18 protein-coding genes are annotated in these 12,298 nt (G+C 43.1%); 7 read left to right on the top strand and 11 right to left on the bottom strand.

What is annotated here, in order from left to right:
- Positions 1–249: 249 nt before the first annotated feature.
- Entirely contained in the window at positions 250–1,491 is a 1,242-nt protein-coding gene (locus AC5WOE_RS03975; RefSeq protein WP_496051976.1) for an MFS transporter, read from the bottom strand.
- A 791-nt stretch (positions 1,492–2,282) separates the two neighbouring features.
- Here AC5WOE_RS03975 and AC5WOE_RS03970 point away from each other — a divergent pair.
- On the top strand, positions 2,283–2,513 hold the full coding sequence (locus tag AC5WOE_RS03970; RefSeq protein ID WP_496051975.1) for a DUF397 domain-containing protein: 231 nt from the start codon (positions 2,283–2,285) through the stop codon (positions 2,511–2,513).
- 65 nt (positions 2,514–2,578) lie between these two features.
- Here AC5WOE_RS03970 and AC5WOE_RS03965 read toward each other — a convergent pair whose 3' ends face one another.
- Positions 2,579–2,893, bottom strand: a complete 315-nt coding sequence (locus tag AC5WOE_RS03965; RefSeq protein WP_496051974.1) for a hypothetical protein — start codon at positions 2,891–2,893, stop codon at positions 2,579–2,581.
- Between the two features lie 17 nt (positions 2,894–2,910).
- Positions 2,911–3,159 carry a hypothetical protein gene (locus tag AC5WOE_RS03960; protein ID WP_496051973.1) on the bottom strand — a complete coding sequence of 83 codons (249 nt, stop codon included), beginning with the start codon at positions 3,157–3,159 and terminating at the stop codon, positions 2,911–2,913.
- Between the two features lie 277 nt (positions 3,160–3,436).
- Here AC5WOE_RS03960 and AC5WOE_RS03955 point away from each other — a divergent pair, with 277 nt between their 5' ends.
- Positions 3,437–4,822, top strand: a complete 1,386-nt coding sequence (locus AC5WOE_RS03955) for a tetratricopeptide repeat protein (RefSeq protein ID WP_496051972.1) — start codon at positions 3,437–3,439, stop codon at positions 4,820–4,822.
- 98 nt (positions 4,823–4,920) lie between these two features.
- Here the strand turns inward: AC5WOE_RS03955 and AC5WOE_RS03950 are convergent, their stop codons facing one another.
- Complete coding sequence (locus AC5WOE_RS03950) at positions 4,921–5,115, bottom strand: hypothetical protein (RefSeq protein ID WP_496051971.1); 195 nt, start codon at positions 5,113–5,115, stop codon at positions 4,921–4,923.
- A 121-nt stretch (positions 5,116–5,236) separates the two neighbouring features.
- Between AC5WOE_RS03950 and AC5WOE_RS03945 the strand changes: the two genes are divergently transcribed.
- A complete protein-coding gene (locus tag AC5WOE_RS03945) occupies positions 5,237–5,665 on the top strand; it encodes an exosporium protein C (protein WP_496051970.1) in 429 nt (142 codons plus the stop codon).
- 378 nt (positions 5,666–6,043) lie between these two features.
- On the opposite strand, the gene AC5WOE_RS03940 is transcribed toward AC5WOE_RS03945, so the two are convergent.
- Positions 6,044–6,508, bottom strand: coding sequence for a hypothetical protein (locus AC5WOE_RS03940; RefSeq protein WP_496051969.1), 465 nt, complete (start codon positions 6,506–6,508; stop codon positions 6,044–6,046).
- A 396-nt stretch (positions 6,509–6,904) separates the two neighbouring features.
- On the opposite strand from AC5WOE_RS03940, the gene AC5WOE_RS03935 reads away from it, so the two are divergent.
- Together AC5WOE_RS03935 and AC5WOE_RS03930 are read left to right on the top strand one after the other, a co-directional pair.
- On the top strand, positions 6,905–8,302 hold the full coding sequence (locus tag AC5WOE_RS03935) for a ubiquitin family protein (protein ID WP_496051968.1): 1,398 nt from the start codon (positions 6,905–6,907) through the stop codon (positions 8,300–8,302).
- A 271-nt stretch (positions 8,303–8,573) separates the two neighbouring features.
- Positions 8,574–8,771: a YwbE family protein gene (locus tag AC5WOE_RS03930; RefSeq protein ID WP_496048698.1), complete on the top strand. Its 198-nt coding sequence runs from the start codon at positions 8,574–8,576 to the stop codon at positions 8,769–8,771.
- Between the two features lie 157 nt (positions 8,772–8,928).
- On the opposite strand, the gene AC5WOE_RS03925 is transcribed toward AC5WOE_RS03930, so the two are convergent.
- The 5 genes from AC5WOE_RS03925 to AC5WOE_RS03905 all read right to left on the bottom strand — a co-directional run bounded on the left by AC5WOE_RS03925 (position 8,929) and on the right by AC5WOE_RS03905 (position 10,687).
- Positions 8,929–9,096, bottom strand: coding sequence for a hypothetical protein (locus AC5WOE_RS03925; protein ID WP_496051967.1), 168 nt, complete (start codon positions 9,094–9,096; stop codon positions 8,929–8,931).
- A gap of 40 nt (positions 9,097–9,136) precedes the next feature.
- Positions 9,137–9,274 (bottom strand): hypothetical protein, encoded by a 138-nt coding sequence (locus tag AC5WOE_RS03920; protein WP_496051966.1) that lies wholly within the window; start codon positions 9,272–9,274, stop codon positions 9,137–9,139.
- Positions 9,275–9,452: 178 nt separating this feature from the next.
- On the bottom strand, positions 9,453–9,623 hold the full coding sequence (locus AC5WOE_RS03915) for a hypothetical protein (RefSeq protein ID WP_160801367.1): 171 nt from the start codon (positions 9,621–9,623) through the stop codon (positions 9,453–9,455).
- A gap of 261 nt (positions 9,624–9,884) precedes the next feature.
- Positions 9,885–10,292 (bottom strand): hypothetical protein, encoded by a 408-nt coding sequence (locus AC5WOE_RS03910; protein ID WP_496051965.1) that lies wholly within the window; start codon positions 10,290–10,292, stop codon positions 9,885–9,887.
- An 86-nt stretch (positions 10,293–10,378) separates the two neighbouring features.
- Positions 10,379–10,687, bottom strand: coding sequence for a DUF1811 family protein (locus tag AC5WOE_RS03905; protein ID WP_496048695.1), 309 nt, complete (start codon positions 10,685–10,687; stop codon positions 10,379–10,381).
- Positions 10,688–10,749: 62 nt separating this feature from the next.
- Between AC5WOE_RS03905 and AC5WOE_RS03900 the strand changes: the two genes are divergently transcribed.
- Positions 10,750–11,136 (top strand): hypothetical protein, encoded by a 387-nt coding sequence (locus tag AC5WOE_RS03900; protein ID WP_496048694.1) that lies wholly within the window; start codon positions 10,750–10,752, stop codon positions 11,134–11,136.
- Here AC5WOE_RS03900 and AC5WOE_RS03895 read toward each other — a convergent pair whose 3' ends face one another.
- Positions 11,137–11,319, bottom strand: a complete 183-nt coding sequence (locus AC5WOE_RS03895; RefSeq protein ID WP_496048693.1) for a hypothetical protein — start codon at positions 11,317–11,319, stop codon at positions 11,137–11,139.
- 137 nt (positions 11,320–11,456) lie between these two features.
- Here AC5WOE_RS03895 and AC5WOE_RS03890 point away from each other — a divergent pair, with 137 nt between their 5' ends.
- Entirely contained in the window at positions 11,457–12,230 is a 774-nt protein-coding gene (locus AC5WOE_RS03890) for an enoyl-ACP reductase FabI (RefSeq protein WP_496048692.1), read from the top strand.
- Positions 12,231–12,298 lie beyond the last annotated feature (68 nt).

Raw genomic sequence — 12,298 nt, 5'->3', positions numbered from 1 at the left:
TCTATCATGACAAACTCCTATTGAGACAAGGGAGTTTGTTTTGTGTTAAGAGAGGAATATAGTTTTCGTACTTACGGAATTTCATACTCTATCCAGCAAAAAACGTTTGGCGACTGGAATCACTCTTAGATTTAACTAAGCTTTTGTGTGATTTCAGTCGCCGTATTCTCACTCTAGAAGAGCGGAATCTATCGTTTTACGTGGACCTCTTTTGATCTTATCGAAGATCACATGATCCTAACATCAGCTTTAATGCTGTTTTTTCTCTGCTTCTTCATTTACTGGGCTTATAGGTGAGAACTTGACAAAGGGGAGGACAACCAGACTAACGAGGACAATAGGAATGCCCAAAAGCCAAAATGTCCGGTCATCTGCTCCTGTGATCATTGCAAGCATAGATGCCATCAAGGTACCCAGAGTTGATACGAGCTGGAGAGCTCCGGTGTGGGCAGCATGGTGCTGTGTGTTTTGCTTGACAAGGGTCCACAGTGAGTTGTTGATGGCTCCGTAGCTCGTTCCTGCGATCACTACACTGATGATGAGCCAAGGTGATTGAGACGGATCATAAGCGGCCACTCCGAGTCCCATCGCCAAAGTGACGATACCGATCATGATAATCGTTTTGTTGTCCCGCCATTTAGACAGTTTTTCTGCTGCTATCCATTGTCCAAATGGGTTAGCGACAAGCATGATGATTGGGATGGAACCAGCTAGGAGCGGCTCTTTGATGAACAAGACTCCGTATGACAAGATCATGAATCCAGCCATCGTATTTCCGATGCATGACAGGTACCATCCTACGAGTTGTCCCACCACTTTAAGATGATGGAGACTTGTCCCTGAAGATTGTTTTACCCATTGTCGGGGGTTCATTTTTGCCTTGGTTTGTTTCCTCCGTTGCTGTTTGCTGTCTTGTGGGATATTCCAGACAGCCTTTAGCGTGAGTAAACTCATTCCGCAGGAAATTCCAGTCCAAACCCACAAGAAACCGGACCAAGATTCCAACAATTGAAACTGAAGGAAGCTGAGAACAATGCCAACAGATGAACCAATGCCCCATACGATCGCATTGTTTGTCATTCCTTCTTGAGTTTTGCTATCAGGCAAAGTTGAGGCAAGGAGCGCGTTGATGCTGGAGCCGCCTACTACAGTCATGAAAAAAATGATCGGGTAGGCAATCAGAATAATCCATGTTGTATGATGGACGATTGACATCGTAATCAACCATGGTCCCAAGCACGACAAACCAAATGCGATCGATGCAATCTTCTTCGGACCGATTCTGTCTCCTAGAAATAGGAGAAACGCACTACTGATAAGGTAGGTAGCCGCTGTCCCAGTTTTTGTTTCAGGGATAGATCGTGCCATTCCTTGGATCTGGAGCAGCTTGGAAATGGAGCTGTATCCTACCAAGGATACAAAAATGCCATTGAAGAAAGTCGCTAATAGTACAGTAGGGTTGGCATGACTAAGCCATTTCGGCTGTTTCATCTTTCTCCTATTTCGAGTTGTTTCGTCAAGGTTGCTTTTTCAGCATTTCTCTCTTTGTAGTTTGCTGATTCAAGCATGAAAACGATCCTTGCTCGTTCTCTTCTATTATTAAATCAAATAGATAGTAACAATGAAATGCATTCGGCAGAATAAATTGAATATTTATATGTAAGTATCTTTTTTATGTCTATAAATAAGAATTTAATACAGAGTGATGTGATGAAAGTTATAAATTGTAATTTATACCATTGTAAAATCGATAGGTATACTCAGAATATTTTGTGTTATACTTATAAGTGTCCTTCCGTTGGGAAGGATTATGGAACCGGGGGAGGAGGCTATATGAACAGGTGTAATTACAAGCCTCGTTCTGAGGCTGTAGAATCCTGTACGGACAGCTCCATCAACCCTAGGTCCTGTCTCGACGGTATACCGAGTCCTGTCGAAAAAGTGCGAATCGACAAGCTGGACCCGATAGACCCTGATGACACGGACACCAATGGGAACCCGAACATAGACTGGCAAGGTGGTCTTGACTTGTAGTAACAAGTTCAGTACTTTCCGGTTCCTGCCCCTTCCCATGCGGGGAGGGGTGCCGTTATTATCATATATATTTATAACCAACAAACTCCCTTACCTTCATGGGAGTTTGTTATTGTTCCAATACACTGCAAGGAATTTCGTATTCAATGAATTCGAAATAAATTTGTTAATTGAATTTTAAAAAAATATAGTCTTTTACTTCTGGATTGTATATAATAAAAAAGCCGCAAGAAAGATCCATCAAATAGATGGTGCAAGAAAGAGCGGCTGGAGTAAGATTGCTTTCCGCAAGCTGGAAAAAGTCATCGCGATCCCAAGGCTCATCGAACTGCGTCGAGGCGCGGGTCGATGGAGCCAAGGTCGATGTCCGTGACTCCAAAACGGTCGGGTCCGAGCAGGACGGCTCCGGGTATCCGATCCTGACCTTCTCCCAGACGGCATGGGGACAGGTCAAGCTGCTTGGTCAGGCTCTGATCTAGTCGCCTGACGGCATGAAAAGCCCCCTTGGTGGTCACAAACCATCAAGGGGGCACGTCTTTTTTATCTAAGAGTAGGCGTCATAGCTTTTTCCGTGTATATAGGTAACACCATTGCCCATCTCGACCACTTCGGCATCCAATAACGTAATTTCCATTTTCATTCCATCTTCGCAAGTGAGCGTTAGTTTACTCACTTGTCTTGTGATGATGCTCGGTTTCATATAGGGATTTTCATCAAAAAAGTAATCAATTCGCAGTTCATCTGCTCCGAGCGAGAGCCTTGATCGATTGTAAAACCGCCATTGTTGGCTTATTTTTAGAAAATCCACAAATTGTCTCACTTTATCTCTGCATCCTTCTACGATCAATCGCAATGCCATAGTCAATCACCTCAGTATTATTTTTGTAATCTTCTGACTTCCATTCGGATAAGGGCGTGTATCCATCTGTCGTTGTCGTCTATTCCATTTGGGAATAAAAATGTAACGATGTACCCTTTGTTTCGCTGATAAAGCTCATCCACGATTTGCAACTTTTGTTGATGCATTTGATCAGCCGTATAGCAGTAATGATCTGCTATTTGTTGCAATGTTTCCGTAACTTCAAGTGGTATGGTTTTGTTTTCGATTACCCATTCTAAATCCATTTCAAGCAGGTAGTGTTCATTGTAATCTCCTTTCTATATTTTTTATGTTATAAAAATAATTTCTTCCTGCTGGTAGGTTTGCAGCAGTAAATTGGTTTTCTGGAGGAGAGAAACTTTCTCTTTTTTAGAATTATAACGAATAGATTGGATATTTGCACTGACTGGATTCCTTCGCTTTAATCCTGTAGCTGATAGTATACCTAGTTGAAAATAATTGAAAAAGTGTCATAATTACGGTAATCAAAATTTACCAATTCTGAAATGGAGTGTCTGGGAAATGGATAAGAAGAGAATCGGATTGAAACTAAAAGCAGAACGGAACAAAAGAGGTATTTTGCAAAAGGGAATAGCGGATATCCTCAAAGTGGGTACAACCACGATTAGCAATCTGGAACGTGGATTTGACGGAGTAGCAGAAGAAAAATATATCTCATATGCCCAACAATTTGGACTAGCAGAAGAACTCTGTGGTGTGATACCAGAAGAAGTGAAGAAAGAACGGGATTACTTAAAGAAATTAAAAAATGTAGACGATCTCTTAGTAAGTGATCCAGATAAATGGGAGCATCAGTTAGAATTGTTGAATGAAGAAATGGAAATTGAGATGGATACGAATTTAGCTCCGTTCTATTATTTTTTGCAAGGGAGATGCTACTACGAAAAACATAAGAGTATGAAAGCCAAAGGTATAAAAACCGATTCCTCAAAAAACATAGTAGCCAAAGCAGAGAAGTATTTCTTACTTGTCATCCATCAGATCGACGAAGAGCATTTTCTTTCAAATACAAATATAAAGGCAATGAGCTATAACTTTTTGTGTATACTTGCCCACAGTCGAAATGATTATGTGAGTGGAGTGAATTTTGTTCAACAAGGGATAGATTGTTTTGTAGAGGGTGGAAAACGGGAACATACCAAATATAATCTCTTATTAAACAAAGCTATTTATTTAGATGATCTCAATCAAAATGAAAAAGCTTTATCTGCCTTAAAAGATTTAGATGCAGCAATCAAACAGGCAACTGACCCCTACGAGGTAAAAATTCCTGTAGTAATCCAGATGTACTTAATCTATGCATCAGTCTTACATAAATTAGGTCTTACCAAGGAAGCATTGCAGAAAGCAGCGAAGGGAATTAGGATTGCGTTTAAAAATGGGGATTACAACAAACTTTTTTCTTTATGGTCTTGTGTAGGCATTATCTATTTTTCTCTTGGTGAATTAGAAAATGCTGAGGAGTATTTTTATAAAGCCTTGGAAGTAGATGGTATGGTAAGTAGAGAACATATCAAACCTTATAATTATAGATTTCTTGGTCCTTTTTTAGTTCAACAGCATAAATTTGAAGAAGCGAAAGTGATTCTTGACAAATCAATCGCGATCAGTGAAAAATACAATAATAGATTGTTCCAGACAGAATCCCTTTTGGGTCTAGGAAGATGGTATGTGGAGCAATCATTATTTGAGGAAGCGATAAAAACGTTAAATAAGGCAAGAGATATGTCTAAAGAGTATGGTTTCTTACATTTAGAGAAAAAGATACTGATTAGTTTGTGTGATTGTTATGAGGAAATTTCCCCTGAAGAATTGAAAAATCATTCTCTCGCTCTGTATTTGATTCTTAAAAAGGAAGGGGTTCAGGATGCACATGGAATATGGTGATGGTGAATTAGTAGATTAGCTTTGAAAAGCTAGAATAGAACAGTTGCGAATAACAAAAGTCATTGAACCTTTTTATATATGGATCAATGGCTTTTCTTTTAAGAAGAATCGTTACACAGGTTGTATGGATGCACAAAATCTATTTCCTTCTTGGTGGCGTCTGATGACAGTGCCGGGGTAGTCAGCGAGAATGAACTGCCTGCGACCCTCTCCATGATTTGTATGGCGTCGTTGAAGCCGAACATGCCCAACTGACACATCAGCGTATCGAACTTCCCCGTTTTCTTGCGCATTGCATGTCCTCTATCTTAAAGATTAGTACTTATAAAAACTTTATAAACATATAATTTGTCCAATCATTTTCCTTTTGCCAGACATATATTGATAATAGATTAAATGAAAGGAGATGCTTTTTTGGTACGAATTATTGATAAAGCTGCTGTTCAACCACTAAGTAAATTTAACTTAGCAAAGTCTTTTATTATCAAACGTTCACCAGCAAGATCTCTCCTAGCAACCATACGTATAAGAATACCTGCTGCAAATGCCCAACCTAATAGAGTTGAATTAGTAGCAACTGTTGGTGTCCGTGGGGTTACTGGTATCGCTCAGGTTCTTTTTAGAATCTTCCGCGACGGAGTAGAGATTTTCAATACACTGCAAGGTATTGAATCGGCAGCTTCTGAACAAAACTATGCTGTCACATTTCAGGCAGTTGATATAAATGTAAAATCAGGTAGACATGTATACACGGTTACCGCTGAAAATCAAACCGCAAACACCCGAGCTGATGTTGTTGGCCCAGTATCATTTAGTGGACTAGCTGTTAAAACAACCATATAATTTTCATATTACATTCCCTTATAGGAAACAGGGGGTGAGATTTAGAAAAGGGCTAGTTTTTTTAATTCCTCTAAATCTCGCCCCCTTCTTAAATGCAAAAAAACAATTCTAATAAAAGTTGCATGTACCGTTATGACTTTCCGTTCGCTCAAACTACCTTCTTCTATTTAAAGGAATTCATTTTTTTGGAAATAAGTCTCTATACCAAGACTATTCTTGTTGATTTAGCTGGGAATGGGAACAAACTGATAAATACGACAATGGGAAGGTTATAAAAGAAGCATACTAAGATAATGTAGGAAGAGGAATATATCAATAAATTGGTCCGCAGAATGGTTTGGTACATCACCATTCTGCGGGACCGAGGGCGGGGTTGTTTCACGACCAGCAGCGGTCTTCTCCGAGCACCTTCACGAGCTCGTTTCGGACGAGTTCCTTGTTGGGGAGCTCGTCGAACGCCCTGCGGATGGCGCGTCGAACGTAAGAGCGGGCCAAGCGGATCAGCTCGGCTACCTCACCCCATGTCCTCACTGCCATCATCTTCTCACAGGTGACTTGGCGCTCGGAGTCGGTCAGCTCTTCCGAACTGAGCAGCAGGGACTCCAGCCCCAGAAGCGTTGTTTCATATTCGGGCTCCGCGTTGGAAGCATTCAGAGTGGTGACGAGCAGGAACTTCTTCGCCAGGGCACAGCTGCCGGCAAAGAGAAGTTCGTGAGCCTTCGTGGGGTTGTTTCCCAGTTCCCACTCGTACTCACCGTACACCTGCTCGATTTCCTCCCGAGCCTGCTGGATCAGCGCGTGCAGTGCAGTGCGGGTGTTCTCGGAGAGAGCAGTGTTGGTCATATTTCCTCCTCGGTCGAGGTCCTTACTTATATTATAAGCTTGACTATTTGGTTGGAACAAGCAACAGTTTTCAGTATTTGATTTATGAAAAACTTTTCGTTGTAGTCCTTCATTCCTCAAATCATTCACATAACCCCATAAACGGCAATCGGCTTGGATACGATGATTCAGCCGATTTTCGTCTCTTAACAAGGTGACGAGGAGTATGCTCTATGCGGAATGTGTTTAAAAAGCTCAAAATTTTGATCTAGGGTACTTGAGGAGCAAGTGGTTCTACCTCTACGGTCTATTTAGAAAAATAGAGAAGATTGACTCTAATCTGGTTGATTTGGATATATGGATATGCCAACATAGAAGTAACCGGTTCTGGATCAAACCCACCGAAAGGAACGAGTGATGGCGCCTTACACTCAGCAGCAGATCATCGACGAGGTGTTCGGGAACGAGGCATTCCAACACAGGCTCAACGCACGTCTCCGCGACACCCGGCAGAACCCTTATTCTGCCCATGGTGTCATGAAGATTGTACACACTCAGATGGAACTTGCTCTCTACAGGGCAGAAGAAACGATGGAGCAGCTTGGGCTCAACCTTAGCGAGTTGGAGAAGGTGAACACCTTTTTCCTCGCCACTGTTCCGTTCATCCGTGTATGGAAAGAGTTCCGGCAGGCATTCAGTAAGAGCACGGTGAACCTTGCTTCTCTGATGCCGGAGTTGAACGACGCGGATGAGTTCGTGTCTTCCGCCGTGAGGGTGGTGGATCGCGTGTTGGCTGAGGTGGTAAGTCAGGAGAAGGGGAGCTCCACTCTGTCTACAGACAGGCTGCTGTCCATCCTCTCCGGTGCTTGCCGCAAGAACTTCGATGACTCATGGAGCGACAAGGAGCGCTGGGTTTACGAGGTCGCAAGTCAAACATTCGATGTCTCTTACGAGGTCTGGGCCGTCACCATTGAGAGGGTTCTCCGTGAAGTGGAGAGCCTTCTCCCGGCTGTTCGTCAGGAGGCGGTGGAACGCAAGCTCCACTTGACTGAAGGGTGGCTGCTGGTTTATACGGTTTTCTTCCTTTTCCCTTCCGTCCTCAATGCGGGGGAGGGGCAGGAGAAGGGGACTGTGTTTCCGGTGATCAGCGATGAGCTCGCTGGCGATTTCCGCCAGATGCTCAACGAGCGGATCGATCTGAGTAGTGCAAACTCCATCGGCAAGAACCTGTTCCAGACCGTAAGCAGTCTGATGGAACGGGTTCGCCAGCCGAACGTGGATGAGGATGCTCTGCTGGATGTCTGCTACAGCTTCTGCTACGGCATCGTGGCTGAGCGGTTCCGCAAGGAGCAGGAAGTCGCCGAAGCGGCAGCCCAGGTGTTTCGGCGCCATGACTTCCCGATGCAGGACGACATCAACTCCACCGTAGTTGCGAGCAACGCTTTTGCTGATGCTCTGCAGCGTGTCTATGACAAGGCAAAGGAACTGCCCACAGAGAAGGTTCTACAAGTCATCTTCGATGAGTGCTATGTTCCTACAGAGCAGCAGGCTCATCAAGAGCGCAAGGCCCGCTTGGACTCCTATGGGGCTGAGTGGGAGGAAATCACAGTGAGTGTCACCTATGCTGTACGGCCGTACCTCGGCTTCTACAACGGTGCCCTCGCAAGGTACCGGGAGAACTTCGATGAGGCGTTCCAGAAGGTGTACCTCTGGATCAAGGAAGCTCTCCGAGCTGCGAGTCAGAGGGCGGAGGAGCTGGAGCTCATCCTGCCGACGAATCGGCTGGTATCGCTGACCATCGCGTCCCTTCGTTGAGCACAATCAAGAACCGGAGCTGAGCCGCAAGCGTCCCTGCTTGTGTGCTCGGCCCCAATTTATTTTTTAATTCTTAGTTTATGGACATTAGGAAATTTCCTCTCCTTTACGTTAATTCCATACATAGATAGCTTCTGTTGTCTCATGATTTGTATCATATAATTTGAAATACACTTCTGCTGTTTAGAGTTATACACTCGTTTTTTCAAAAGAAATAGGAAATTTCAAAGAAAAGCTTTAAAATAAGAAGAAACAATTTGGAGGCATCAAAATGGATGGAAAAACAAGAAGCAACTTACACCCTGGACTGCTCGTAGATATCATCTTAAAAAAAGATCAACGTACAGGAAATCGAACAAGGGGAGTAATAAAAGATTTACTAACTAAATCTCCAACCCATCCACATGGAATCAAAGTGCGGTTAGAAGATGGACAGGTTGGCAGAGTGATTGAAATTATTGAGGAATAAGATTGAATCAAAAAATAACGCCTTTTATTGGCGTTATTTCTATATGGTGATTAGTTGTTTAGGTTCTAAAAGAATCTATTTACTATTCCTTAATTATTGGGTCGGCGGCCAAACTACATTGTAGTCTGGCCGCCGCACTCCGAAGAGATGCTCAGCTTCAGTCGGTGAAGGTCTCCTTGAAGGCTCGATCGATTTCTGCCATGCCCTCGGGACCGAGCTCCACCCATGAGGTGAGGGTGCGCCAGTGGTTCTCCGCCCACTGCACGATGACGACACCGCTCGCCTCGTCACGCACGATGGTGGCCTGGCTGGAGTCGGTGATCACGATCCACGCGGTGGAGGGAAGGAGGCGGTACCTCAGGTTGTCACCGTTCCTTGATCACCTCGACGACGGCCTTGTTGGTTGGGTCGCTGGTGTTGGTGAACGTGACGGTGAACTTGGTGTTTTCACCCTCCTGAACCTCGGTGAAGTCTTGGGGGTCGACCTTGGAGTCCAGCGGCATGTTATTCCTCAGAGTTCATTGTGTAAAGCATGGTACCTTACACGGTTATCTCCATTATAGGGTGTGGCATTTTTATTGTAAATCACACTAACATGCAACAAGAAGAAAGTTCCCTTGTCACAGAAAACATCCTAAAAACAAAAGCGACCGATGGTCGCTAGAAATTTTCGAATATTTACTATAAAGTTAATTGCTTTTGATCACGATTCATAAACGTATAACATTGGTTCATCGTGCCTCTAAATTCGATCCGATGATCTTTTTTCATCGGATTGTACCAAGCGAAATAGTTATCCTCATGGATGATAGATGGGGGTAATTTCTCCGAATCTCGAATCACATAATACATACCGAGCACCTCCTAGTTGTATTATGATCGAAAAGAGGAAGAATTAACCATGCTGTACAAGTTTATTATTTTTTAAGCTAAGTTAGTTTCATAGAATTAGCACTTTTGCTTCTTATTTTCTAAAAATAAAACCAATGCCAAGTTTCAAACAAGAGGCTTTGGTTTTGTTCATCTATATAAAGTTTCGTTTGTGTTCAGGCCTCTGGACAACGATAATGCTTGTCATCCAGAGTACGCCTGTAGGCGGGCGGGGTGCTCGACCTAGAAGCCCAGAGTCAACTGGGGGTCGAACCTGTCGTCAGTGCGGAAAACAACGGACCACTTTCCTTCCATACAGAAGACGTGGGCGTAAAGCCCCTCCGGGACGGAGATCCTCACCGGCACACTTCCGTGAACCATGAGGGTCCCGCCGCGGACGATGATGTACGCGTCCAGGTGGTTGAACCCTGCGAAGTAGGGTGCCTTCGTCGAACGAACCTTTACCGATTCGTACCTGGTGATCGTTACATCCGCGGTTTTGTCACCGAAGCCAGTCGCGAATGTCGACAGCTCGATGCCAGGGACGATGGCATCCCCTTCCTTGTTCGTGTAAGGGTCTTCCACAAGGTTGGTGAAGAACAGGAACTGGTTTCCGTAGATGCCCTTGATGCGCTGAGACTCGACCATCATGGGAGCTCCTCCATTGCCTACAGGTGAATATATTTAATTATATCTTGTTTTATTGCACTTATCTATAAGAATATTAAGACTACTTTCTAGTCCTGAGGTTTTAATAAAGATAATGGAAATGCTTCTTTTTCGGTTTTTCCTTCAAATGTGCCCCATGCATATATCCCATTGAGATATTCAACATGGAAAATCTTCCATTCTCCTTCAATTTGATATTTTGCATCTAACGAAATCGTTTTTGGGTCGATGAGGTACGATTTGGCGAGATTTATTTTTTGCCTGAGGATTGCGGCATTGCTTTCTAATTTATTATTTTCAGCTTCTGCAAGCTGTTTTTCCAGTTCTTTGATGGTTTTGGTAAGTTCTTCTGGTATCATTTGGCTGTATCGTTTCACTTCGTTTGCCTCCTTCTGTATAATAATGATCATACAATAAATAGATAAGGCAAGGTGATAGAATGTCAGAACGATATGTTCCCAAAATACAAGAAGCAGCGATCCCAGAAGATGGAGGCTGGGTAGAAGGGGAAAAGCACCCTATTCTTTTATTATCCATCCCAACTTGGGAAGACTTAGAAACAGACCCAGAGCAAATCCGTGCATATGTGTGGATGTATGATCGTGAGCAAGACGCTTATCTTTTTTGCTATCAGTTAAAAGACGGCACGGAAAAAGCAATCGCCTTTATTTCTGACCATGCTGGTTTATTGTTAAAAGACGAGCATGCAAAAGGAACGTTCTCGATGATGATTATGAATCAAGGATTGCAAGAGGTGAGCTCATCGAATTCCGTTTTGCTGATTGAAGATATAAATTTGGTTCGTCATCCAAGTGCTGGTTGGTAATTAATATTCATCGATTTCATGAAGCAAATGGATATGCCCTACATCTTCATGGTGATGATCTGCGCGCAGACGATCCAATACTTTTTTGTATTCGTCTACTCGTACATAAGATTGTTCGGTTTCTAATACTTTGGTCAAGGCAAGGATCACAATTTCCTTTTCATGTTCATTTAGCGAAATCATACAGCCAGCCTCCTCAAGAGTTCATTCTTTTTTAGTATCTCCCAAAACAGCTTTAAAATTGACATCGCTATCATTTTTTTGTAGGCTGTCATGTATCGGCTTTCATTTTTGGTTTATTGGGAGAAAGAGGTGCTTCGTTGAAAGGCTTATTGGATGGAAAGAAAATAGTCGTGATGGGTGTAGCAAATCGACAAAGTATTGCATGGTCAATCGCGAAGTCGCTGCACCTTGCCGGTGCCCAGCTCGCTTTTACATATGAGAATAAACAAATCCAGCAATCTGTGAGTTCGCTTGTTCATACGGAAATCCCTAGTTCTTATAGTACTGTCTGTGATGTTACAGCAGACGAACAGATAAAAAGTTCATTTGCTCACATTTACGACCATTGGGGAAAAATTGATGGTGTCATACATAGTATATCTTATACAAAAACTGAAGATTTGCCCTATTCGTATTTACAAACTACGCGTGATCAATATACTATGACTCAAGACATTGGTATTTATTCCCTCATTGCCGCAGCAAGAGAAGCAAAACAATATATGAGTGATGGTGGAACAATCGTTACCCTCACCCATATGGGTTCAGAAAAAGTACTTCCTCATTACCATGTTATGGGGGCTGCGAAAGCGGCATTGGAATCGAGCGTTCGTTACTTAGCGAATGAATTGGGTCCGGCAAATATTCGGGTTAATGCGATTTCCGCAGGTCCCATCCGAACTTCTGTTACAGAAGGCGTGAGAGATTTCGATTATATGCTCTCAGTCGTAGAAGAACGTGCTCCGCTTCGCAGAGGGATAGACGCAGAAGAAGTAGGAGATGCAGCGCTTTTTTTATGCAGTTATTTAGGGCGGGGTATCACTGGAGAAATCATACATGTAGACGGTGGGTATAATATTATTGGGATGTAGATTAATTTTATGAAACCAATTGAATTTCTTCAGATAATATGATAAGGTACAGGATGTTGCAACCAAAC

Source organism: Shimazuella sp. NTD248 (assembly GCF_059510395.1).
The sequence above is the reverse complement of the archived record's forward strand: the minus strand, read 5'-3'. Positions and strand labels throughout refer to the sequence as shown.